At 31.5% G+C, this 24,391-nt stretch carries 19 protein-coding genes; 12 read left to right on the forward strand and 7 right to left on the reverse strand.

Annotation, left to right across the window (positions count from 1 at the left end; all coding sequences use genetic code 11):
- Nucleotides 1–58: 58 nt before the first annotated feature.
- The 5 genes from LXD69_RS09445 to LXD69_RS09465 form a co-directional block, all read right to left on the reverse strand.
- On the reverse strand, nucleotides 59–319 hold the full coding sequence (locus tag LXD69_RS09445) for a four helix bundle protein (protein WP_246914838.1): 261 nt from the start codon (nucleotides 317–319) through the stop codon (nucleotides 59–61).
- A 107-nt stretch (nucleotides 320–426) separates the two neighbouring features.
- Nucleotides 427–1,125, reverse strand: a complete 699-nt coding sequence (dapB, locus tag LXD69_RS09450; RefSeq protein ID WP_045967761.1) for a 4-hydroxy-tetrahydrodipicolinate reductase — start codon at nucleotides 1,123–1,125, stop codon at nucleotides 427–429.
- A 44-nt stretch (nucleotides 1,126–1,169) separates the two neighbouring features.
- Entirely contained in the window at nucleotides 1,170–1,730 is a 561-nt protein-coding gene (locus LXD69_RS09455) for a DUF5683 domain-containing protein (RefSeq protein WP_045967763.1), read from the reverse strand.
- Entirely contained in the window at nucleotides 1,730–2,626 is an 897-nt protein-coding gene (locus LXD69_RS09460) for a ParB/RepB/Spo0J family partition protein (RefSeq protein ID WP_246914841.1), read from the reverse strand. The genes LXD69_RS09455 and LXD69_RS09460 overlap by 1 nt, the downstream gene beginning before the upstream one ends.
- 3 nt (nucleotides 2,627–2,629) lie before the next feature.
- Entirely contained in the window at nucleotides 2,630–3,394 is a 765-nt protein-coding gene (locus tag LXD69_RS09465; protein WP_045967766.1) for a ParA family protein, read from the reverse strand.
- Nucleotides 3,395–4,026: 632 nt separating this feature from the next.
- Here LXD69_RS09465 and LXD69_RS09470 point away from each other — a divergent pair.
- Complete coding sequence (locus LXD69_RS09470) at nucleotides 4,027–5,655, forward strand: amidohydrolase (protein WP_246914844.1); 1,629 nt, start codon at nucleotides 4,027–4,029, stop codon at nucleotides 5,653–5,655.
- 294 nt (nucleotides 5,656–5,949) lie between these two features.
- On the opposite strand, the gene LXD69_RS09475 is transcribed toward LXD69_RS09470, so the two are convergent.
- Entirely contained in the window at nucleotides 5,950–7,077 is a 1,128-nt protein-coding gene (locus LXD69_RS09475; protein ID WP_246914847.1) for a methionine aminotransferase, read from the reverse strand.
- Nucleotides 7,078–8,157: 1,080 nt separating this feature from the next.
- On the opposite strand from LXD69_RS09475, the gene LXD69_RS09480 reads away from it, so the two are divergent.
- From LXD69_RS09480 to LXD69_RS09530, 11 genes are all read left to right on the forward strand, one after another.
- Nucleotides 8,158–11,655: a DUF6443 domain-containing protein gene (locus tag LXD69_RS09480; RefSeq protein WP_246914850.1), complete on the forward strand. Its 3,498-nt coding sequence runs from the start codon at nucleotides 8,158–8,160 to the stop codon at nucleotides 11,653–11,655.
- 434 nt (nucleotides 11,656–12,089) lie between these two features.
- Nucleotides 12,090–12,965: an RHS repeat-associated core domain-containing protein gene (locus LXD69_RS09485; RefSeq protein ID WP_246914853.1), complete on the forward strand. Its 876-nt coding sequence runs from the start codon at nucleotides 12,090–12,092 to the stop codon at nucleotides 12,963–12,965.
- A 499-nt stretch (nucleotides 12,966–13,464) separates the two neighbouring features.
- Complete coding sequence (locus tag LXD69_RS09490; protein WP_246914856.1) at nucleotides 13,465–14,376, forward strand: hypothetical protein; 912 nt, start codon at nucleotides 13,465–13,467, stop codon at nucleotides 14,374–14,376.
- 14 nt (nucleotides 14,377–14,390) lie between these two features.
- Nucleotides 14,391–14,822, forward strand: coding sequence for a hypothetical protein (locus tag LXD69_RS09495; RefSeq protein WP_246914859.1), 432 nt, complete (start codon nucleotides 14,391–14,393; stop codon nucleotides 14,820–14,822).
- Between the two features lie 24 nt (nucleotides 14,823–14,846).
- Nucleotides 14,847–15,611, forward strand: a complete 765-nt coding sequence (locus LXD69_RS09500) for a zinc-dependent metalloprotease (protein ID WP_246914862.1) — start codon at nucleotides 14,847–14,849, stop codon at nucleotides 15,609–15,611.
- Between the two features lie 3 nt (nucleotides 15,612–15,614).
- Nucleotides 15,615–16,157, forward strand: coding sequence for a hypothetical protein (locus LXD69_RS09505; RefSeq protein ID WP_246914864.1), 543 nt, complete (start codon nucleotides 15,615–15,617; stop codon nucleotides 16,155–16,157).
- Nucleotides 16,158–16,297: 140 nt separating this feature from the next.
- A complete protein-coding gene (locus LXD69_RS09510; protein WP_246914867.1) occupies nucleotides 16,298–16,558 on the forward strand; it encodes a hypothetical protein in 261 nt (86 codons plus the stop codon).
- Between the two features lie 94 nt (nucleotides 16,559–16,652).
- Complete coding sequence (locus LXD69_RS09515) at nucleotides 16,653–17,204, forward strand: PB1 domain-containing protein (protein WP_246914870.1); 552 nt, start codon at nucleotides 16,653–16,655, stop codon at nucleotides 17,202–17,204.
- 142 nt (nucleotides 17,205–17,346) lie between these two features.
- Nucleotides 17,347–17,817 (forward strand): hypothetical protein, encoded by a 471-nt coding sequence (locus tag LXD69_RS09520; RefSeq protein ID WP_246914872.1) that lies wholly within the window; start codon nucleotides 17,347–17,349, stop codon nucleotides 17,815–17,817.
- A 170-nt stretch (nucleotides 17,818–17,987) separates the two neighbouring features.
- On the forward strand, nucleotides 17,988–21,194 hold the full coding sequence (locus LXD69_RS09525) for a VIT domain-containing protein (RefSeq protein WP_246914875.1): 3,207 nt from the start codon (nucleotides 17,988–17,990) through the stop codon (nucleotides 21,192–21,194).
- Between the two features lie 136 nt (nucleotides 21,195–21,330).
- Nucleotides 21,331–22,227 (forward strand): glycerophosphodiester phosphodiesterase family protein, encoded by an 897-nt coding sequence (locus tag LXD69_RS09530; protein WP_246914878.1) that lies wholly within the window; start codon nucleotides 21,331–21,333, stop codon nucleotides 22,225–22,227.
- Nucleotides 22,228–22,269: 42 nt separating this feature from the next.
- Here LXD69_RS09530 and scpA read toward each other — a convergent pair whose 3' ends face one another.
- Nucleotides 22,270–24,390, reverse strand: a complete 2,121-nt coding sequence (gene scpA, locus LXD69_RS09535) for a methylmalonyl-CoA mutase (protein WP_045967785.1) — start codon at nucleotides 24,388–24,390, stop codon at nucleotides 22,270–22,272.
- Nucleotide 24,391: the final 1 nt, after the last annotated feature.

Consider the following 24,391-nt stretch of genomic DNA (forward strand, 5'->3'; position numbering starts at 1 on the left):
CAATTTAGTCCATTTTGAAATAATATTGTTATTCTCTGAAATTCTTCAATTTTATTGTTTATTTTATTAAATGTTTTTCTGTTATATGTTTTTCTGTTATATGTTTTTTGCGCTTTGCGACTATTAATTGTATTATTAATTCAAATGAAAAACCTAAAGGGTAATCTATAAAATTACTAAAAGATTTATTTATTCTAGTAGATTTTTCAACAATATTACTAGGAATAGATAGAGAACAACAACTAATTTGAGAGCTTAAATCATATCTTTCGTGTTTTGGAAAATCAGATAAGATATTAAAAATGTTATTAGCTATCACAATTACCTAAACTGCCAAATTTTAAGATTCTTGTAATTATGCTCTTTATTAGCACTCATTGTTAATTATTAACTATATCTATATTCTCTTTTCTTTCTTCTTGTTATCTAAATCCCCAAAACATCTTTCATTGTAAATACTCCTTTTTTTCCTAATAACCATTCGGCTGCAACTACAGAGCCTAATGCAAAGCCTTCTCTAGTGTGAGCTGTATGTTTTATTTCAATTTGATCTACTTCACTATCATAAAAAACACTGTGTGTTCCTGGAATATTTTCAATTCTTTTAGCATTAATTAGAATGTTTTCATCATCTGTTGTTTCTAATGACCAATTTTTATAATCGGTATGTTTTATAATTCCATTTGCTAAAGAAATAGCAGTTCCGCTAGGAGCATCTAGTTTTTGTGTGTGATGAATTTCTTCCATTGAAACATTATATTGTTTCAAATTAGCCATCATTTTAGCTAAATACTCATTTAATTCAAAAAACACATTTACACCTAAACTAAAGTTAGAACCATATATAAAACTTCCATTTTTTGAATTACATAAAGCTACCATTTTGTCATATTCTTCAAGCCAACCAGTTGTTCCTGATATAATAGGTATTTCATTTTCAATACAAGTTGAAATGTTTAAAACAGCGCTCGATGGAACGCTAAAATCAATAGCAACATCTGCATTTTGTAATCCTTCAAAACTATCGTTACTTCCTTTTTTTAATACAATTTCATGACCACGCTCTAAAGCTATTTTCTCAATAACTTTTCCCATTTTTCCGTATCCTAAAAGTGCAATTTTCATTTGATATTTGTATGAATTAAGTAATTATGTTAGCTAAATAAATGTTAAAAAATATAGGTAAGTCGAATTCCTGATTTGAATTTGTAATCAATTTCATTTTGATATAATTCGGGTCTAATAGATAAATTATCGTTTACATTGAATTGTAATAAGTGTGCATCAACATTAGCATCGATAATATTTAAGAGATAAATTCCGGCAGTAATTAGCGCTGATAAATCTCGATTTCGTTGGTGAAACTTTTGTCCTCTAATTAAACCATCATTATCTATTCCACCGTAAATAGGATGCACACCCATAGCAGATGTTCCATCTAATCTTTTTTTGTATTCATCACGAAATTCGTGGTATTTTTTGTTGTTCCAAGTGTAAAAATAAATTCCAGCACCTAAACCAGCATAAACCAGAGGTATTTTCCAGTATTTTTTATTATAGGCTTGCCCTAAACCAGGTAAAACTGCCGAATAAAAGGCAGCTTTAGCTGGAGATAATGGGTTTATTGTAGTTGATATAGAATCTTTTGCAACTAATGAAATTTCTTCCTGAGCAGTAGCGTTAAAGCTTAAAAATAAGCTAAAAAAAAGTATGGTTAGAATCTTTTTCACTAATTGTTAATCAATTTCAAAATTCGATTAAAATCTTCTTCAGAGTGAAAAGGAATTGTAATTTTTCCTTTTCCATTTATGGCTACTTTTATATCTACTTTTGTTCCAAAAAAGTTTGTGAATACTTTTTTCTCTCCTTCGTCGATGTCAAAGCTAGATGTTTTCGTTTTTGCAGTAGTTGGTTTTAGACTTTCTTGATATTTTTTAACAAGCGCTTCGGTTTCTCTTACAGAAAGATTTTGTGATACGACTTTTTGATAAATATCAGATTGTATGTTTTCGTCTTCTACTGAAATTAAAGCTCTACCATGTCCCATAGAAATAAATCCATCACGTATTCCTGTTTGAATAATAGGATCTAATTTTAAAAGACGTAAATAGTTAGTAATAGTAGAACGTTTTTTACCCACACGCTCACTTAACTCTTCCTGAGTAAGGTTAATTTCATCAATTAAACGTTGATAAGAGAGTGAAATTTCAATAGGATCTAAATCGTGACGTTGAATGTTTTCTACTAAAGCCATTACTAATGATTCATTATCATTAGCAATTCTTATATAAGCAGGAATAACTTCTAATCCAGCTAATTTAGAAGCACGGAGTCTTCGCTCTCCAGAAATTAATTGGTATTTGTTGAATTCTAGTTTTCTAACAGTAATAGGTTGAATTACACCTAATTCTTTAATAGAAATAGCTAGTTCTTTTAGTGTTTCTTCGTTGAAATTACTTCTAGGTTGAAACGGATTTATCTCAATTGCATCTAATTCAAGCTCAATGATGTTTCCTACCACTTTATCTGCCCCTTTGTCTTCAACCGATTTAATATCGTTTGATGGGTCTTTTAATAAAGCTGATAATCCTCTTCCTAATGCTTGTTTTTTCACTGCTTTCGCCATTTTCTACTTGTTTTTCTTGATAATTTCTTCCGCTAAATTTAGATAATTTGTTGCACCTTTACTAGTGGCATCATAATTAATAATGCTTTCACCAAAACTAGGCGCTTCACTCAACTTAATATTACGTTGAATAACAGTTTCAAAAACCATATCATTAAAATGTTTTTGAACTTCTTCAACTACCTGATTTGATAAACGTAAACGAGAATCATACATGGTTAATAATAGGCCTTCAATATCTAATTCAGGATTGTGGATTTTTTGTACACTTTTTATAGTATTCAATAGCTTTCCTAGTCCTTCCAATGCAAAATATTCACATTGAATAGGAATAACAACGCTATCGGCTGCTGTTAAAGCATTTAGCGTAAGCAATCCTAATGATGGAGCACAATCAATTAGAATGTAATCGTATTTGTCTTTTACAGATTCTAATGCTTGTTTAAGCATGTATTCACGATTTTCTTTGTCTACTAATTCAATTTCAATAGCAACTAAGTCAATATGTGCAGGAATTACCCAAACATTTGGAGCTGTACATGTCATTGTAGCTTCATCAGGAGTGTTACTGTGTTCTAAAATTTGGTAAGTTCCTATTTCTACAGTTTCTATGTCAATTCCTAATCCAGAACTAGCGTTAGCTTGCGGATCGGCATCTATTAAAAGTACCTTTTTTTCTAAAACACCTAATGATGCAGCAAGATTAACAGAAGTTGTTGTTTTTCCTACACCACCTTTTTGATTGGCAATTGCTATGATTTTACCCATTTGACTATTAAAAATTTTTGAGTGGTAAAAATACAATTATTTATCGTTTTTTCAACTCAAATTTGTTAACAATACATTAAAGTGTGTTATTGCCTTATTTTAAAGATAGAATGTGCTTGTTTCTCTTTTTTTGAAGGATGAAAATTATGATTACGAGGACTTATATTGTGCTTTTTATTTTATTGCAGTACTTAAATAAAATAGCTGTTTATATAAAAAAACACGAATTACTTCGTGTTTGAATATTAAATGTCTCTTTTAGGAGTGTTTTTCTTGTCTCGTTTTTCAGCTTTTTTCTCTTTAGGAGTTTTTAAAGGCTCTTTTTTAGCTGTTTTCTTTGCATCTTGACTTTTTGCCATAATTTCTAAGTTTTTAGTAAAGGTACCTTAAATAAAATAAGAATCGGGATAAAATAAGGATATTCTTTACCTTTTGGGCGAAATTGTTTAAAACGTTAGTTTGAGTGTGAATCGTATTGGGAAGCTTCTATTGTAAGAATTATTTTCGATACTTTTTTAATGAAATCGCTGTTCTCATTTCATTAAAAATGCCCGAATTGACGAAAAAAAATCATCAAAAACTAATTACATCCAATGGGTTATTCTTTACATTTGTGTATTAAATTAATACATATGAATACTTCAAAGGTTGTTTTTCTTTTTTTATTAAATAGCTTATTTTTATTTGGTCAAAAAAGAGAAAAAATAGATTTGATACTTACTAATGCTACTATTTATACTGTTAATGATTCATTTGATATAGCAGAAGCAATTGCTGTTAACAAAGGGAAAATAGTTGCAGTAGGTACTACTAAAGCAATTACAAAACAGTTTCAGGCTAAAAAGAATATTAATGCTCAAAATCAATTTATATATCCGGGGTTTTATGATGCTCATGCTCATTTGTATGGTTTAGGAATGACTATGCAAAAAGTAAATTTAAAAGAGACTAAAAGTTATGATGATGTAGTTTCTCGAGTAGTTGCATTTCAAAATAAAAAGAATACTAATTTTATAGAAGGAAGAGGTTGGGATCAAAACGATTGGGAGAATAAAGAATTTCCATCAAGAGCGCAATTAGATGCTCTGTTTCCAAATATTCCAGTTGTGTTAACAAGAATAGATGGGCATGCAATGCTAGTAAATGGAAGAGCATTAGAACTTGCAGGAATTACGGCTTTTACAAAAATAGAAGGTGGACAAATAGAAGTTAAAGACGGAAAAACAACAGGAATTTTGGTTGATAATGCAATGGAACTAATCAATGCCATTATTCCAGAGCCAAGTTTGAATGTTAAAACAACCGCTTTGAAAGATGCTCAAAGCGAAATGTTCAACTATGGTATAACAACCGTTAATGAAGCTGGTTTAGAACGAAATATTATTGAATTAATAGATGAGTTGCAGCAAAAAAACATACTCGATATTAATGTTTATGCAATGGTTATGGCTTCAAAAGAGAATGTTGATTATTATACAAGATTAGGAATTTATAAAACAGATAAATTAAATGTTCGTTCTTTTAAGTTCATGGGAGATGGTGCTTTAGGATCTCGTGGTGCTTGTTTGCATCGTGCTTATTCAGATAAACCAAAACAATTTGGGGCGTTATTATCTCCAATAAATGAAATAAAAAGTATTGCAAAACAAATTGCTGATTCTGATTATCAAATGAATACACACGCAATAGGAGATTCTACAAATACTGTTTTATTAAAAATATACAAAGATGTTTTAAAAGATAAACCTAATAGAAGATGGAAAATTGAACATGCACAAATTATGCAAGAACAAGATTTTGATTATTTTAGATTAGGTATTATTCCATCTGTGCAACCTACACATGCTACTTCCGACATGTATTGGGCTGAAGATAGAGTAGGTGCAGAACGAATTAAATATTCCTATGCTTATAAAAAAATGCTAGAAAAAGCAGGTTTAGTAGCTTTAGGAACTGATTTCCCAATTGAAGAAGTAAATCCTATGTTGACTTTTTATGCTGCTGTAGCACGAAAAGATTTGAAGAATTATCCTGAAAATGGTTTTCAAATGGAGAATGCTTTAACTCGTGAAGAAACTTTAAAAGGGATGACTATTTGGGCTGCTTACTCTAATTTTGAAGAAAATGAAAAAGGAAGTCTTGAAGTGGGTAAATGGGCCGATTTTACTGTTTTTTCTAAAGATATTATGACAATGAATATTGATGAAGTTCCTTCTGTACTGCCTAAACATGTTTTTATAAAGGGAAAACAAGTAAAGTAATCCATTGAGTGTAATTAGTTTTTGATGCGCTTTTTTGTTAGTTCGAGTAATTTTTGAGAAGAATTTCTTTTCAGTACAGGAGTTCTCGATACATTTTTCATGAAATTGCTGTTCGCATTTCATTAAAAATACTCGAACAGGCGGAGAACTAAATACAAGAATATCTTTTCAAAACAATCCACATCACTTTGAGTGCGAAGCGTATCGAGAAGTATTTCTTTTCAGTACAGGATTCTCGATACTTTTTGACTTCGTTGTTCTACATTAAAAAACTCGAACTGATGTAACCTAGAATTAAACCTCTTTTAATTTTTCAGCAGCAGCAATCAGCGTTTCATCTGTTTTAGCAAAACAAAAACGAAGCATATTTCTATCTGTTGCATCATTATAAAATACTGAAATTGGAATAGCGGCTACACTATGATTTGTAATTAATTCTTTCGCAAAATCGACATCGTTTTTAGTGCTAATTTGATTGTAATTTACTACTTGAAAGTAAGTTCCATCACAAGGCATTAGTTCAAAACGACTATCCTTTAGTAAGTTTTGGAATAAATCGCGTTTGCGTTTGTACATTTTAGCAACTTCACTAAAATCAACTACGTTTAAATATTCTGCAATAGCATGTTGTGAAAAACTGTTTACACTAAACACTAAAAACTGATGTACTTTTTTCATTTCATACATTAGTTTTTCAGGCGCAATTAAATATCCTACTTTCCAGCCTGTTACGTGTAATGATTTTCCAAATGACGATGCTACAATTGTTCTTTCAATTAATTTAGGTCTTGAATTAAAAGAAATATGCGGATGTGAAAATGAGATGTATTCATACACTTCGTCTCCAAGAATTAAAACTTGAGGGTGTTTTTCTAAGATTTGTTCCAAGGTTTGGAACTCCTCTTCTGTCCAAATTCTTCCTGTAGGATTGTGTGGATTATTGATAACAATCATCTTAGTTTTAGCTGAGATTGCATCTTCAATTTTATTAAAGTTTGGTGCGTAATCTTCATTTAATGAAATACGCACAGGTTTTCCGCCCGCTACTAAAACAGAAGGTTCGTAACTATCATAACTAGGATCTAGAATTAATACTTCATCTCCTTGATTAATAAAAGTGTTAAGTGCTGTAAAAACACCTTGAGTTGCACCAGCAGTAATTAGCATTTCTGTAGCAATGTTTACATTTCTTTGGTAGTTTTTTGCTGTTAATGCAGCAATTCTTTCCATTAGTAATGGTAAACCAGCCATAGGTGTGTATTGATGTATGTTTTCACGAAGTAAACGTTCAGAAATTTGTAATAAGCGTTCGTCTACAGGGAAATTTGGAAATCCTTGTGATAAATTAATAGCTCCATAATCATTCGCTAATTGCGACATTACAGAGAATATACTTGTGGTGATATTAGGTAGTTTTGACATAATGCGAAAATACTAAAAAAAGTTGGATAGGAAATAAAGCTTTACATGTTTTGCTATTCTTTAAAAGGCTAAAATAGTGGCATTTTTTTGTTGTAATAAAATAGTCTTACATTTTATACTCCTGTGATAAAATATCTTTCATTTTTCACTAAAAGCCGCAAAAGAAAATAAGCCATAGGGTACCACAACTACGACTTTGATAAGGGGTATATACGGGGTTGATAGGGAGTATATAGGGAGTATCACCGTCTTTGACTCATCCTAAAACAACTATACAGGTTATTAAATTAATCCTAATATAGCTATACAACCATTCTTCGTTTGGATAATACAATTTGATTTATAGTTTTTATAGTAAAAAGTGACAAGTAATTAGTGAATGGTTACTTTATTTATACAAAACCCTGTAAATAATTTATTTGCAGGTTTTTTTGATTTTAATGTTGCTAAGATTATTTTCTTCTTATAAACTACTTCCATACTGTTTCTATACACTATCCTCCCTTTATCCTAACCTTTAAGTAACCTTTAATATGGAGTAGTACGTTTTTGACTCGTCCTAAAATAAAACAATTTAAAAACACCCTAATACCTTTCCATATATTCTTGTGATTTTTTTTTCATTTTAAAAATAAAATTACAAAAGTTGTAAACTTTTTTTCAAAACGAAAAAAAAATTACAGAAACCGTGATCTTTTTTTTCATTTTGAAAAAAAAATCACAACATAAAAACAACACGGAATTCATGAATTCCGTGTACTACTTTAAAAAAAATAATTCCTCATTGTGTTTTTCTAATTATATTTAAAAAAACATTGTTTTTGTATTTTTTTGAGCTACAAATTGTGTAAAAAAATATAGAAAAACTAAAAAGTACGTATTTATACGTACAAAAAACATTGAAAAATACGTATAAATACGTATTGACAAGTGTGTTTTAAACCAATATATTTGGAAAATCAAAAAATAAACTATTTTATTTGAGTAAAAAATGAGGTTAAAAAAGAAAAATAAACCACCCCGCCCGATGGGCACCCCTCCAAAGGAGGGGAATGTAAAAAAAGAGAGAATTATATATTTATGAAAAAAATAATATACTTATTAACCCTAATCCCCTTTCTTGCTTTAGGACAAAGTCCTGATCAAAACTGGGTAAAAACCATTACGTACAAACAACCCACTGCAACTCCGATTCCAAATCCTGATGTAAGCGTAGCGAATGTACAAGTGAGTTATTTTGATGGACTGGGAAGACCCATTCAGCAAGTAGCGCACCAACAATCCAACTCTGGAAAGGACATTGTAACCCATATAGAATATGATGAATTTGGCAGACAAACCAAAGAATATCTGCCTTTTCCGAATCAAACAGCCTCATTAAATTATGTAAATAGTACTACCACACTAACGGAATTAAATACTTTTTATAGTACTTATAATGGTGGTACTACAAATCCATATAGCGAAAAAGAACTAGAAGCTTCTCCACTAAACCGAGTGTTCAAACAAGCTGCTCCAGGTGATCCTTGGGCAATGGGACAAGGCAAAGAAATAAAATTGGAATACGATACCAATCTAGCAAACGATGTACGTTCCTATCAGGCCAATGCGACATGGAATGCTGCTTTAGGCTTATACACCATTAGTATTCAAGACTTAGGCTATTATGCCCCAGCACAATTATATGTTACTATTACCAAAGATGAAAACTGGACTTCAGGAAAAAACAACACCACCGAAGAATACAAGGACAAAGAAGGACAAGTGGTATTAAAACGTACTTTTAACAATAACACACCACACGAAACCTACTATATTTATGATCAATTTGGCAACCTTACTTACGTGATTCCACCATTAGCAGAAGGCATTGCCAGTCAGGCTAATTTGGATAATTTAGGGTATCAATACAAATACGACCATCGCAACCGATTAGTAGAAAAGAAATTACCCGGTAAACAATGGGAATTTATTATTTATGACAAACTAGATCGACCTGTAGCTACCGGACCTGCTTTTGCTCCTTTTAGTGGAGACCCAAATATAGGTTGGATGATTACTAAATATGACTTATTCAGTAGAGTTGCTTATACAGGTTGGTATAGTGCTACTTATCCTAATTCGAATGGAAGAAAGCAAATGCAAGATCTATACAACAATCAGTCTACCATTAGTGAGTCCAAGGGAAATGAAACCATAAATTATGTTTCTACAGGATACACGAATACCACTTTCCCTACAACTGGATTCTACTTGTTAACGGTTAATTATTATGATGATTATGCTTATCCAAATGCTCCAAATCCTGTGCCAACGCAAGTGGAGGGCCAGACTATTGCTAGCAATGTAAAAGGATTGCCAACAGGTTCGTGGACAAGAGTTTTAACTAGTGGAGGAGAATTTAAAGGGGAAACCAGCTACACCTTATACGATGATCGTTATCGACCGGTACGTGTTTATACATCTAACCATTTAGGTGGATTTACACAAGTAGATTCTAAACTGGATTGGGCTGGAAAAACCGAATATACCGTTACCACTCATAAATACGACACTAATGCTACAGTACTAACGGTTACCGATCGTTTTAGCTATTCCCCACAAGATCGTTTAACCCAACACAAACAGCAAATAAACAGTCTGCAAGAACAGCTTATTGCCCAAAATACCTATGATGAACTAGGACAACTCATCAGTAAAAAAGTAGGTGGCACCAATGTAAGCCCAAGCGCTACAGGACTCCAAAAAGTAGATTATACCTACAACGTGAGAGGTTGGCTGAAAAGCATTAATGATGTTAATGATATTACCACTGAAAACGATTTGTTTGCTTTTAAAATCAATTACAATGATCCTGAAAATGCCACTGCTTTATTCAATGGTAATATTTCAGAGACTTTTTGGAAAACAGGTAATGATAATATTGCCCGAAAATACAGCTATGATTATGACCATCTAAATCGTTTAATCAATGCTACGTATAAAAAAGGAATAGCTTCACTAAACTCCTATGGAGAATCTCAAACTTACGACAAAAACGGAAACATACAATCTCTACAACGCTTTGGAGAGTTTGACGATGTAGATTATACCTTGCAAATTGACGATTTAGCATATACTTATCATACAGAAAACAAAAACCAACTCTTAAAAGTATTTGATTCTACAAACAATCCTAGAGGCTTTAAAGACGATGGTAATGGTATTGCAGATCCTACTGATGATTACACCTACGATGCTAATGGAAATATGACAAAAGATGATAATAAAGGCATCACAAATATTATCTATAACCATTTAAACTTACCTGTTAAAATTCAATTTGACAACGGAAATAAAATTGATTATATTTACAATGCAACAGGCATTAAAGTAGAAAAGAAAATCACAAAAAACAATACTTTGGCAAATCAAACAACCTATTTACAAGGCGGTTTTCAATATGTAGGCACTTCGTTACAGATGTTTCCACATGCTGAAGGCTATGTAAGTGTTGTGGAAATAAACGGAGCCAACAGATACAACTATGTATTTAATTACACCGATCATTTAGGAAATATTCGTTTAAGTTATAGCACAGACCCAAGCACAAAAGCATTAGAAATACTAGAAGAAAATAATTACTACCCTTTTGGATTAAAGCATGCTAATTATAATATGAGTAGAAAAGCATATTACAAAAGTGGTGGAGATCTTGTCTTAGAAGAACCTTGCCCAAGTTGTCCTATTGATTTTAAGTATAATTATAAATACAACGGGAAAGAATACCAAGACGAGTTGGGGCTTAACTTTTATGACTACGGAGCACGGAATTATGACCCAGCTTTAGGTAGATGGATGAATATTGATCCACTTGCGGAGCAAATGCGCAGACACTCTCCTTATAACTATGCTTTTAATAATCCAATGCGATTTACTGATCCTGACGGAATGGCTCCTGATGATGTTATTATTATAGGAAGCCAGTCAAAACAAGCTCTTAAACAATTGAATGCCTCAACTAGCTTAAATATAACTAGAGATAAAAAAACAGGAAAATTATCAGCAACTGGTGAAGCAAAAACTGATGCAGATAAAGAATTATTAAATGCAATTAATGATGATGGTATAAATGTTGTACTTTTTGCAACAGATAAAAATTTTGTAAATAATAATGGACAAGAAGAAGCTCTTATTGGAGGAGACTTTGGAGGTAGTAAAATTGAGGAAGATGGAACTATTACTGCTTATCAAACTATTAATCCTAAACACACAAAAATAATAGAAAGTGTTACGGGTGCAGGTAAAGGAGTAATTGCACTTCATGAGGTTTTAGAAGCATATATTGGTGCAAAAGAAAACCCTGGTGCCTCTTCAAGTGATTCTAATGCTTATGTTAATGCTCATAATAAAGCAGAGTCATTAGATTCAAGAAGAGCAAATCATAAGTATAATGTTGATCAGATTCCTACAAATGTTAATACTAATAGTATGACTGCAACTTTAAGAGTTGATGTATCAAGAACTAGTGGTTGGGGTAGAAAAAAACTTTTCCAACAAGATAACGTAAGAGTAAAACCGAAAAGATTTAGACAATAATGAAAAAATATTTTATACTTTTTTTTATAGTGTTTTTTTGGAATTTAAAGTCATATTCCCAAAAATTTGAAGTTACAAGTATTGATTCAACTTCAAATAACTTTATTATAATGGTTAAGAATCATGAAATAGAATATTTGATTTTATCTCCAAAAGTCAAAAAAAAGAAATGTTTTATTTCTAAAAATGAGAAAATAGAAGTTGAAAAAAAATACGATTTTTTACTTACTGAAGCTACTTTTTTTGCTAAAACTGAACCCAATGTGAATAATACAATTTATGTTGATAATAGGATAATTTGGAAAAAAGAAAATAATTTTAAAATTTATTTTTGTAAAAACCTAAAAGGGCTATATTTTCTGAGTTCTAAGAGTAAACAATAAAGGATAATGTTCCAAATTTAGTGATGAGTACTTTTTTAGAAATCTATAACTATGAAATACCAAGGGCAAGAACGTCAAGATGAATTGGGCTTGAATTGGGATAGTTTTAAATGGAGAAATTATGATTATGCAATAGGGAGGTTTATGAATATTGATCCTTTAAGTGAAAAATATGCTTATCAATCACATTACAACTTTTGTGAAAATAGAGTTATTGAAGCTAGGGAGTTAGAAGGGCTTGAAGCATTTTTTATACATGGCACTCAATCTTCACCCGAAAGATGGACTGAAAATTCAGTAAATACAATAATGCAATTAACTAATAATTCTATATCAAATACAAATTTTTCTTGGCAGAATAAAAGTAAATTAACAAATGATTCGTCTGATAGGAAAGAAGCTGCTAAATCTTTAGTAGAATATATAAGTACTAATAGAATTAAAGGAGAAGAGATTACTCTTATTGGTCATAGTCATGGTGGTAATGTAGCTATACAAGCAGCTAAAATGTATTATGAGCAAACAGGTGAAAGAATTGATGTTATAACAATTGCGACACCAACATATAATACTCCTAAAGGGGCAAAGCCATTAATGGAAGACCCAAATACACAATTAGGTTATAAAGCTATTAAGAATTTCTTAAGTTTGTTTAACACTATTGATGGTGTACAAGGAGGACTCGCTGGTAGTAATTACTTTAATCAATTAGGAAGTCATGATGGGACATACACTAGAAACGTTGGTGTAATTGATGTCTCAGATTTTTATTCCGGGTATGAATTTTTAGACGCACATTCTTTCGATATAGAGCATCCAAGTACAATACAAAATGCAATTAATAGCGGGGATATCAAAAGACCTGAATATCCTGGTTCAGCTGGCTCAGCAGATGATCCAAAAAATAAAAGAGAAATTAAAAAATAAAAAACGTTATGTCAAATAACTATTCAAAAAATAAGATAACCCTATATTTATATCTATTAAGTTGTATATTTTTTTTCTTGAGATATTTTATCTTTAACATCCCTCTAGGCTATGGTATAGGTGATATTGTTTATCTTATTTTATTTTCAATTTGGGCTCTAATATCTTTAGTGATTACTTGGAAAAGTAAAAATAAAAAGATATTAATTACAGCTTCAATAATAAATATTGCCCTTTCAATATATACTTTATTAATGATGTTTGAGTTTAGAGGGATAGAAAAATAATAAACCTGATTGTGATATTTCAAATGCAGGTAAGTTTAATGTAAAATGTTATTAGTTTACAAGGAACACTAGATTTTAACTATGTATTCAATTACACCGACCATTTAGGGAATATTCGTTTAAGTTATAGCACAGACCCAAGCACAAAAGCATTAGAAATACTAGAAGAAAATAATTACTACCCTTTTGGCTTAAAACATGCTAATTATAACATGAGTAGAAAAGCATATTACAAAAGTGGTGGAGATCTTGTCTTAGAAGAACCTTGCCCAAGTTGTCCAATTGATTTTAAATATAATTATAAATACAACGGGAAAGAACGTCAAGATGAATTGGGCTTGAATTGGGATAGTTTTAAATGGAGAAATTATGATTATGCAATTGGTAGATTTTTTAATATGGATAAATTAGCGGAAGATTATTCATATCAATCACCATATAATTTTGCTGAGAATAGGGTTGTAGATGGTAGAGAAATGGAAGGTTTAGAATGGACATCAAGTACTTCAAGTGATGGAAAAACAGTAAATTTAAATCTCAATGTAAGAACTGTAAATAATAGTGTTGGTATTATATCCAATGAACAGATGGCAACTTTAGCGAATGAAAGAGCTGCTCAATTGAGCTCAAGTTTAGGAGGTTTAGATTCACAAGGAAGAACAGTTAATGTTACCGTTACTTATAGAGAAAATGCTACTATGGTTTGGGAATATACAAATGCATTAAGTGCTAGTGGTGTTAAAGATCTTGCAGGTAAATCAGAGAGTAAAATTGCAACTGCATTAGCAATAGCTCAAGGTATAACAGACGAAGTAGGAAATACACAAGTTAATAGAACCCAGTTAAATATTGCTCATAATGAGCTTATGAAATTTGATGAAAATGGTAATGCTGTTTTTGAAAATAAAACAACAAGAGCAAATACAGCACAAACTGGTGCTCATGAAGATTTACATACTCTTGGAGGTAGACATGAAACTGATCCATTAAATAATTCGCCTTCTAAAAAATCACAAAAAAAAGATAAAAATAATTTAATTAATGAATCAGCAACAGGAACTAATGTTTTACCTGCTCAAAGAACAGAGTTTATCGAAAATGTAGAAAAACAACAAAACAATTGATAGTTATGAAAAAAATGATTTTACTTATTAACTCTTTTTTTCTGTTAAATTGCAGTGGTATACATAGAGTTTACGAAAATAACAACCTTGATTTAAATAATAAATCCACTCAATATGTTGTTGAAAAATTCGATGCTAAGGAGAATAATAAGTCGATACTGTTTTTTACTAGTGGTTTTGAAGGTGTAAATATTAAAATTGTCAATGGCAAAAATGAAATATTAGAGGAAGATGTTGAAACAGTACATCAAATAGGTTTTGCAACTTTGAAAACAATTAATAATGATTTTCCAGTAGATGTTTTTATTTCATCAAATCAAGAAAAACTAATTACATTAAAAAAAGAAGATTTAAAAAAGAATAAATTTATTTATATAAGTAAAAATATTGAAAAGAAAAATAATTATAAAGTAGAATACTCAAATTCCGTAAAGTCTTTTTTTTAAAATCCTCCTGTTATTGGTAGATGGATGAATATTGACCCACTGGCGGAGAAAATGCGTAGACACTCTCCTTACAACTATGCTTTTGATAATCCTGTTTACTTTATAGATCCTGATGGGATGGCTCCAGAAGGAAATAATAATGATAATGTAATAACTCAAGTATCAAATACAAAAAGAATTGGAAATAAAACAATGAGAGATATTAATATTACATTAACATTAACCATTGTTAATTTAAATAACTCCGACCTTTCAAAAACCATGTTTAATAAAAAAAGCGGACAAGTAGCGGCAAGTGCTTATCAAGGAAAAGCCGAAAATTACAATAGTGCTACAAATGAACACACTATTGACAATATAATCAATTTTACAATTGATTATAAAGTTGTTAACTCTTTAGATGATATTAGGGATGATGATCATGTATTAATTATTGCAGATAAAGTAGATAATGATAACAATTCAAGTAAAGACGGAGAGGGTATTGCCGATTTAGGAGGAAGAGTTGCAGGGGTTAACTCTAGTACAATTAAGGATGGAACTTTTAATCACACTGCACAACATGAAATTGGACATAACCTTAATTTAAAGCATACTGAAATGAAAGACTTAATGCATCCTAAAATTAATAATCAATCAACTCTATCTCCAAAGAAGAAAGGTGATGTTATAAGGAGACAAATATCTCCATCACAAGGTAATGGTAGCTATAAAGAATCTATTAATTACACAAAATCAAGTAAACAAGCAGCCAAAGACTTTATAAAAATTAATAATATTAAATTTTAACATATGAAGTGCTTATTTTGTATTCTATCTTTGATAATCTTTTTAAGTTGTACAAAGCGCGATTTGGTTTCCAATAAAGAGATCAACTTTGCCACATTTACTATCAAAGTACCTTTTAGTTGGAAAAAATATCAGGCAAAAGGCATTGATTCAGAAATATATTATTTGATTACTCAAGAAAATGACACTATCCTTGTAGAAATAGGTAAATATATTAATGATTTTGACGATGTATTAAATGTAAGTAATTTGTCAGAATATGACAAATTAGATTCTTTAGGGTTTCCTGTTAAGGAAATGTATTTTTCGGAAACTCCTGAAATAGATAAAAACCAAGGTGTTTTTCACAAAGAATTTTATTACTATGATACAATAAATAATAATATTGGAAAAATTAAAGAACCAAAATTTATAGGAAAAGGTGTGACAGCTATATTATTCAAAACTCCAAATTCTGGCGAGAATGTATTAATTTCAGCAAAAAATCTTGACCTGACATCACATAAGTGCCTTCTAGATTCTTTCAAAACAATACAGTGGAAATAGATGGAGAAACGGTAATGTCTCAGAATTAGTAATAGAGACTGTACCAGTATAAATACAACGGGAAAGAGTATTAAGATGAATTAGGTTTAAATCTATATGATTATGGTGCAAGGAATTATGATGCTGCTTTGGGTAGATGGATGAATATTGACCCGCTGGCGGAGCAAATGCGTAGACACTCTTCTTATGGTTATGCTTTTAATAGTCCTATGGCCTTTACAGATACCGATGGAATGTGGCTAGGGAACCCGTTTAAAGGTTTTATCACTAGAGCAAAGGCGGCTGTAAAAGATTATGCTTATGCAACTGTAGCCAAAACTTATTCAACAACAAAAATCTATATTGGTCAAAAAGCAAATGAAGTAAAAAATTCTGTTCCTGATTTTTTACTCCTGATTTGAGTTCTGATTCAAATACTAGAGCAGGTGGAGGAATAATGTTTAGTAACGGGAGTGGAGGGTCTTCGGGGAATAAAAAAAATAATAATAAATAAAAATGGGAGAAATATATATAAAAAGAATAAATTTTTTAATCATATTTTTTTTCTTATCTCTTTGTTCATGTAAAAATGATAAAGTAGAAGAAGTTGTTAGTCCAAAAATTAATGAAGTCAAAAAGAATATTGAGTATACAATAGATTTTCCAGATACCTTATTAGTAAATAAAGAATACGATGGAATTATACATTATAAAAGTCTTTTAGATACTATAATTACAACTTTTGGAGATAGTAGGCTCAATAGATATTCACGTTTTGTATTAGTGACATCGAAACATCCTAGTGTTAGTTATGAAGAATTAAAAAGTAAAGTTAAAGATACTTTTGGAGCTTTAAATAATAGAGAAATTCCTTTTTACAGAATTAAATTTAATGAACCTGGAGAGTATTATATTGAGGGGCTTATAAATGATTTAGTTTTAATAGATACTATTAAAGATGCTAATAATAAAGATAATGGAATAGAACTTATTCAAAATGAGGAAGTTGTGATACATAAGGTTATTGTAATTGAAAAGCGATTATCTCCAAAAATATCTTCATTTTAATTAAGGAACTGTTTATTCCTAATTTTATTAGTATCCCACCCTGGTGCAAGCATCTTGTTTGTGACCACTAAGTAAATAACGAAAAACAAACCACTTTGTAAAAGGAGTGGTTTTTTATCATTGATTATAATATACAATAGTTATGAATAAGTTAATAATATTTTTTTGCTTACTTTTTAATAATACCAATGAAACTACTTATATAAAAGGCAAAGGTTTTACTGGATATATTTTCAATGAGAATCATTTTGTCCTTATGTCGATTGAAAATCAAAAAATGAGGTATACTCCAAATAGAAAAGACATTTTAAATGCAGAAAAATTGTTGAAAGGTAATTTAAAATGTAAAAATTCAGAACAAGCAAATCAAAAAAAAGGCTGTCCTGTTATTCACAAGAACTTGAAAAAATACATTCGCCAATATGTTGGCTTTATAAATACTGAAGGAGAAAAAATTATTTGGATTAATTTCTTATGGGATAAAAATATTGATGAAAGCAGACTGAAACAAGATATTATTATGACCCATGATGGCTGTAGTCATTATTGGAACATTAAGATAAATATAGATAAGGAAGTTCTATATGAGTTAAATATTAATGGTAACGGATAATTTAGATACTGTTGAAAACTATGTAAATGTTATTAGTTTACAAGGAACACTAGATTTTAACTAGTTCTTGATCCTTTAAAATAATTTTAAAAAAAACAAATTCTCTTCCCAACCTTTTTATAAGAATTATACTCTATATCTTTATAACCTTTCTTTAAAAAGACTATAAGATGAAAAAAGTAATCCTGTTTCTCCTGTTTATAAGCCAATTTGTTGTGGGGCAAAATCCGCAACTTACTGTGAAAGACAAAGACTCTTCCTTGGTGCGATTGAGTAAATTAAAAGTAAGTGTGAAAGTAGTGGGTAATATTGCTTACACCACAACTGAGATGCATTTCTTTAATGCTGCTGCTCGCGATATGGAAGCCGAATTGCTGTTTCCGTTGCCAGAAGGCGTTTCGGTGTCTCGTTATGCGATTGATATTAATGGAAAAATGAGAGAAGCTGTTCCGGTGAATAAAAACAAAGGGAAACAAGTTTTTGAAGCCATCGAACATAGAAGAGTAGATCCAGGTCTTTTAGAAAAAGTAGAAGGGAATAATTTTAAAACGCGTATTTATCCTATTTTACCTAATAAAGAACGTATTGTAATTATTGGATACGAACAAGAATTGACTAGTTATGATACTTCGTTTTTAGGCTATCAAATGGTGAGTGCTTACACGAAGAAAATAGATAGTTTCGAATTGGAAGTTTCAGTGGTTGGGTCGAATGAAAAACCAATTATTACTAATGACGGTAAAGAAATTACAATAGAAAAATTTAATACCATTTATCAAGCAAAAATTCAACAGGAGCATTATTTGCCTAATGATAAATTGTTGGTAAAAATACCCATTACTTCTGCTATTCCCACGGTAATTGCGCAAGCCAATGATAATCAGTATTATTTCTATGCCAATATGCATTTGGAAACGGAAAAGAAAGCCAAAGCATTACCAAAATCAATCGGTTTGCTTTGGGATGTGTCGTTGAGTAGTGCTAAGCGCGATACAAAAAAGGAATTGGAATTATTGGATGCCTATTTTAAAAAGTTGGATAACGTTGCTGTGAGTTTGTATTTCGTAGGTTTTACATTCGATAAAAAAGCCGATTTTACGATTACCAATGGAGATTGGTCGGCTTTACGAAATGTTTTAGAAACGATAAATTATGATGGAGGTACTCGTTTTTCGGAAATTGGTTTTCCTAAAAAAGATGAAATTCTATTTTTTACAGATGGTTTATCCACTTTGAGTGACGCTACTTTACCTGAAAGTAAACAACCAGTGTACACGATTACTTCTTCCGTAACGGCTGATTATGCTTTTCTGAATTACAATGCCATGAAAACAGGTGGAGCTTTTATAAACTTGAATCAAGTGAAAAAAGAAGAAGCTTTAGATCGTTTGTTATATAAGAATTTGTTGTTTTTTGGGATAAAAAACAACCCTACATTGGTAGAAACTTATCCAATGATCGGTACTTCTGTGACCGATAATTTCAGTGTTTCGGGTATTTCGTTATTACCTTCTAATGAAATTACATTTTTATTTGGTTATGATGCGAACAACCTTACTGAAAAGAAAATTCAGTTAGACGTAAAGAACCAAGCTATAGCAGAAATTAGTGTGGAAAAACTTTGGGCACAGAAAAAAATAGCCAATTTGGAGATTCAATATGAAAAAAATGCAGAAGCAATTGAAACCATGGGTAAAAAATATGGCATCATTACTCCTAATACGTCTTTAATTGTATTGGAAGATATTAACGATTATATTTTATATGATATTATTCCACCAGCAGAATTAAGAGAAGAATTCGATAAAATAAAAAAGAACCAGTTAGCCGAAAGAGAAGCTACAAAAAAGAGTAATTGGAACAACATTGACAGTTATTTTAATGGTTTGTCTACTTGGTGGGAAAAAGATATTAAGTATGTGAAGCCAAAATATGTAAAATCAAAAAAGAATAAAAGAGACAATACTGTAACAGGTTCCAACTTACAACCAAACCCTACTGGAGAAGTAAAACGAATTACAGTTACTGTTAACGATGCATTAGGTCCGTTGCCAGGAGCAAGTATTCAAGTTAAAAATACTACTATTGGTACAACGGTAAGTTTTGATGGTATTGGGTTTATAAATGCTAAGACAGGTGATGTATTGATTGTTAGTTTTATAGGTTATCAGTCGAAAGAATTCAGAATAGAGTCACAATCTAATTATACTGTAACTCTTAATGATAATGTAGCGTTACAAGAAGTTGTAGTTACTGCATATGCAGTTGAAGATAGGGGCAATAGAAGGGAAAGAAGAAGAGCTAGTTCAGTTCCAATGGAAACGGTTGAAGCTGTTGAAGACTTTAATGGAGAAGCAAATGATTCCAAATTAAGAGTAGGATTAAATTATGAGCAAGCTTTAGCTGGACGAGTTGCAGGAGTGGAGATTACAACAGATTCAATTTCTATTTCAAATAACCCAAGAACAGTAAAAACAAGCAGTTGGAATCCAGATCGAGTTTATTTAAAAGCCTTAGACAAAGTCGCTAAAGAAGAAAAATATGCTTTGTATTTGCAATTGCGAGAAGTCAACAAAAACAATCCAAGTTTTTATTTTGATGTAGCCAATCATTTCTACGAAGCAGGAGATAGAGCCAATGCATTGCTAGTGTTGAGTACCATTGCCGAATTGGATTTAGAAAATCATCAATTATACAAATCGTTATTATATCTATTACGTCAATGGGAAGCAAATGAAATGGCATTGCATGTTGCGAAAAAGATTGTAATATGGAGAGCACACGAACCGCAATCTTATAGAGATTTGGCTTTAGCATTAGAAGATAATAAACAATATCAAGAAGCATTTGATGCCTTAGTAACCGCTTTGGAAACCAATTATTACGGAGAAATGAGCGGTGTTTATGCAGGTATTGAAGATATTATTCTAATGGATATTAATAGAATGGTTGCCACTCATAAAAGTATCAATACAGATAAGTTGGAGAAAAAATATGTAGAGAATATACCTGTAGATGTTCGTATCATTTTAAACTGGAATCAGATGGATACTGATATCGATTTACATATTATTGAACCAACAGGTGAGGAGTGTTATTATTCACATACTAGTACAGAAATAGGGGCTCGATTTTCTAAAGATTTTACACGAGGATATGGACCAGAACAATATTTATTACGTAATGCAATAAAAGGAAAGTATAAAATAAAAACAAATTATTACGGAGAAACCAAATTAACCGAAAGTGGACCTGCAACAGTTATGGTTGAGATTTATATCAAAAGGAAGAATGGTAAAATAGAACGTACCTTGCAAACGATTCAATTAGGTAAAGTAAAAGAAAATCAGAATTTAGCAGAAATTGAAATAGAGTAATATTTTTTAGGACGTCTGTTCAGGTTTTTTAATGGAGAGAAGTTGAAAAGATATTTATCTATTAATTAACAATTTGATGAATTGTATGCATCTTTAGAATACCTACTTTTGCACTTCAAATTTTAAATATACTATTTTGAAAAAGATATTCGTTTTTGTAGTGGCACTTTGTAGTGTTTGTTCAGTAACAGCACAAGATAAGCTACATACTTTGGAATTTAAAAATAATGATTCTTTTAAGTCTTTCTTTAGAGCATCAAGTAACTTTTATCCTGTTGTAAGTGCACATCGTGGCGGACCAACAGTGGGTTTTCCTGAAAATTGTACTGCTACATTTGAAAACGCAATACAATATAATCCAGCGATTATTGAAACCGATATTGCTTTGACCAAAGATTCGGTTTTGGTAATGATGCATGATAATACTTTAGATAGAACCACAACAGGAACAGGTAATATTAATGAGTACACTTATGAAGAATTGCAAGCCTTGTTTTTGGAAGATAACGAAGGCAATCGTACTTCTTATAAAATAGAAACATTAGATGAGGTATTACAATGGGGAAAAGGAAAAGTGGTGTATACATTAGATGTGAAACGTGGTGTGCCTTTTAAAATGGTTGTAGATGCTGTAAGACGTAATAACGCAGAAAATTATTCTATTATTATTACTTATAATGCAAACCAAGCTGCTGAGGTTGCTACTTTAGCTCCAGATTTAATGCTTTCTGTTTCTGCCAGAGGAAAAGAAGATGTGGAACGTATGGAAAATTTAGGAGTAAAAGCTGAAAATATGGTTGCTTTTGTTGGAACTTCTTTTCCAAAACCAGAAGTAATGGATTATATGAAATTGAAAGGAATTACTTGTATTTCTGGAACAATGGGTAACTTAGATAAAAGTGCTATTGCCAATGGAGATAAAATTTACCTTGATATAGTAAAAGCAGGTGTTATGATTATTTCTACTGATAGACCTGTTGAAGTAGCAAAACAAATGGAAATTTATATTAAGGAGAATAAGTTGAAGAGATAAAATAAACCTGACAGGTTTCAAAAACCTGTCAGGTCTGTTTTTTTAATCCTCCAACAGTACTTCTAAAATAGTAATGGCAGCTTCACTAATTTTGGTACCAGGACCAAAAACAGCTACAGCACCTGCATCGAAAAGGAATTGGTAATCTTGAGCGGGAATTACGCCACCTACAATCACCATAATATCTTCACGTCCGTATTTTTTTAACTCGGCAATTACTTGTGGTACTAAGGTTTTGTGTCCGGCAGCTAATGAAGACACACCTAAAATGTGAACGTCATTTTCTACGGCTTGCTTGGCTGCTTCCACTGGTGTTTGAAATAACGGACCAATATCCACATCAAATCCTACATCTGCATAGCCTGTCGCTACTACTTTTGCACCGCGATCGTGACCGTCTTGCCCCATTTTGGCAATCATAATACGAGGACGACGACCGTCTTTCTTAGCGAAAGCATCGGCTAATTGTTTTGCTTTTTCAAAGCTTTCGTCATTTTTTATTTCTTTGCTATACACTCCGCTAAAACTTCTAATTTGTGCTTTATATCTTCCAAATACTTTTTCTAAAGCATCGCTAATTTCTCCAAGAGTTGCTCTATTTCGAGCAGCTTCTACTGCTAAAGATAGTAAATTTCCTTCTCCTGTTTTAGCACATTCGGTTAATTTGTCTAAAGAGTCATTTACTTTTTCGGTATTTCTTTCCGATTTTATTTTGGCTAACAATTCTAATTGTTGCTTGCGAACCATTTGGTTGTCTACATCTAAAATGTGTAATGGATCTTCTTTTTCTAGTCTGTATTTATTAACCCCAACAATAATATCTTGTCCGCTATCAATACGTGCTTGTTTTCTGGCAGCAGCTTCTTCAATACGTAGTTTAGGGATTCCAGCTTCAATTGCTTTGGTCATTCCTCCTAAAGATTCTACTTCTTCTATTAATGCCCAAGCTTTTTCGGCAATTTCTGCGGTTAAACTTTCTACATAATAACTTCCAGCCCAAGGGTCAACTGTTTTGCAAATCTTGGTTTCTTCTTGTAAAAAAATTTGAGTATTACGTGCAATTCTAGCGGAGAAATCGGTTGGCAATGCAATAGCTTCATCTAAAGCATTTGTATGTAAAGATTGTGTGCCTCCAAAAGCTGCTGCTGCTGCTTCAATTGCTGTTCTCGCTACGTTATTAAAAGGATCTTGCTCTGTTAAACTCCAACCTGATGTTTGACAGTGTGTACGTAATGCTAATGATTTATCGTCTTTAGGGTTGAATTGTTTTAGGAGTTTTGCCCATAACATTCTTCCTGCACGCATTTTTGCAATTTCCATGAAATGGTTCATTCCTATGGCCCAAAAGAAGGAAAGACGAGGAGCAAAAGTGTCAATGTCCATTCCTGCTGCTAAACCAGTACGAATGTATTCTAATCCGTCAGCTAGTGTGTAAGCTAGTTCAATATCGGCAGTAGCACCTGCTTCTTGCATGTGATAACCAGAGATTGAAATGGAGTTGAATTTTGGCATATTGTTACTTGTGTATTCGAATATGTCGGCAATGATTTTCATGGATGGAGTAGGTGGATAGATATATGTATTTCTAACCATAAACTCTTTTAGAATATCGTTTTGGATGGTTCCAGAAAGTAGTTTAGCAGGAACTCCTTGTTCTTCTGCTGCTACAATGTAAAATGCCATAATTGGTAAAACAGCTCCATTCATGGTCATTGAAACAGACATTTCTCCTAGTGGGATTTGGTCGAATAATATTTTCATATCTTCAACAGAGTCTATAGCAACTCCTGCTTTACCAACGTCTCCTACAACTCTTTCATGATCTGAATCATAACCTCTATGAGTTGCTAAATCGAAGGCAACGGAAAGTCCTTTTTGTCCAGCAGCTAAGTTTCTTCTGTAAAAAGCATTACTTTCTTCTGCGGTTGAAAATCCTGCATATTGACGAACTGTCCATGGACGACGAACATACATTGTACTATAAGGGCCTCGTAAATTAGGAGCAAAACCTGCTGCAAAATTGAGGTGTTCTAAATTTTCAATATCTACTTTGGAGTAGGTTGATTTTATTTCAATATTTTCAGCCGTTAGAAAGTCTTTTGAATTTTCATCTTTTGAATTTAGACTTTTGACTAATTCAATATGTTGTATGTCTTTTCTCATA

The organism is Flavobacterium sediminilitoris (assembly GCF_023008245.1).
GTDB lineage: Bacteria > Bacteroidota > Bacteroidia > Flavobacteriales > Flavobacteriaceae > Flavobacterium > Flavobacterium sediminilitoris.

Coding starts and splice junctions, on each gene's coding strand:
- dapB (WP_045967761.1), bottom strand. CDS start 1,125: ATGAAAATTGCACTTTTAGGATACGGAAAAATGGGAAAAGTTATTGAG.
- LXD69_RS09495 (WP_246914859.1), top strand. CDS start 14,391: ATGATTTTACTTATTAACTCTTTTTTTCTGTTAAATTGCAGTGGTATA.
- LXD69_RS09490 (WP_246914856.1), top strand. CDS start 13,465: ATGAGTAGAAAAGCATATTACAAAAGTGGTGGAGATCTTGTCTTAGAA.
- LXD69_RS09510 (WP_246914867.1), top strand. CDS start 16,298: ATGAATATTGACCCGCTGGCGGAGCAAATGCGTAGACACTCTTCTTAT.
- LXD69_RS09515 (WP_246914870.1), top strand. CDS start 16,653: ATGGGAGAAATATATATAAAAAGAATAAATTTTTTAATCATATTTTTT.
- LXD69_RS09500 (WP_246914862.1), top strand. CDS start 14,847: ATGAATATTGACCCACTGGCGGAGAAAATGCGTAGACACTCTCCTTAC.
- LXD69_RS09475 (WP_246914847.1), bottom strand. CDS start 7,077: ATGTCAAAACTACCTAATATCACCACAAGTATATTCTCTGTAATGTCG.
- LXD69_RS09505 (WP_246914864.1), top strand. CDS start 15,615: ATGAAGTGCTTATTTTGTATTCTATCTTTGATAATCTTTTTAAGTTGT.
- LXD69_RS09480 (WP_246914850.1), top strand. CDS start 8,158: ATGAAAAAAATAATATACTTATTAACCCTAATCCCCTTTCTTGCTTTA.
- LXD69_RS09485 (WP_246914853.1), top strand. CDS start 12,090: ATGAAATACCAAGGGCAAGAACGTCAAGATGAATTGGGCTTGAATTGG.
- scpA (WP_045967785.1), bottom strand. CDS start 24,390: ATGAGAAAAGACATACAACATATTGAATTAGTCAAAAGTCTAAATTCA.
- LXD69_RS09465 (WP_045967766.1), bottom strand. CDS start 3,394: ATGGGTAAAATCATAGCAATTGCCAATCAAAAAGGTGGTGTAGGAAAA.
- LXD69_RS09520 (WP_246914872.1), top strand. CDS start 17,347: ATGAATAAGTTAATAATATTTTTTTGCTTACTTTTTAATAATACCAAT.
- LXD69_RS09525 (WP_246914875.1), top strand. CDS start 17,988: ATGAAAAAAGTAATCCTGTTTCTCCTGTTTATAAGCCAATTTGTTGTG.
- LXD69_RS09470 (WP_246914844.1), top strand. CDS start 4,027: ATGAATACTTCAAAGGTTGTTTTTCTTTTTTTATTAAATAGCTTATTT.
- LXD69_RS09460 (WP_246914841.1), bottom strand. CDS start 2,626: ATGGCGAAAGCAGTGAAAAAACAAGCATTAGGAAGAGGATTATCAGCT.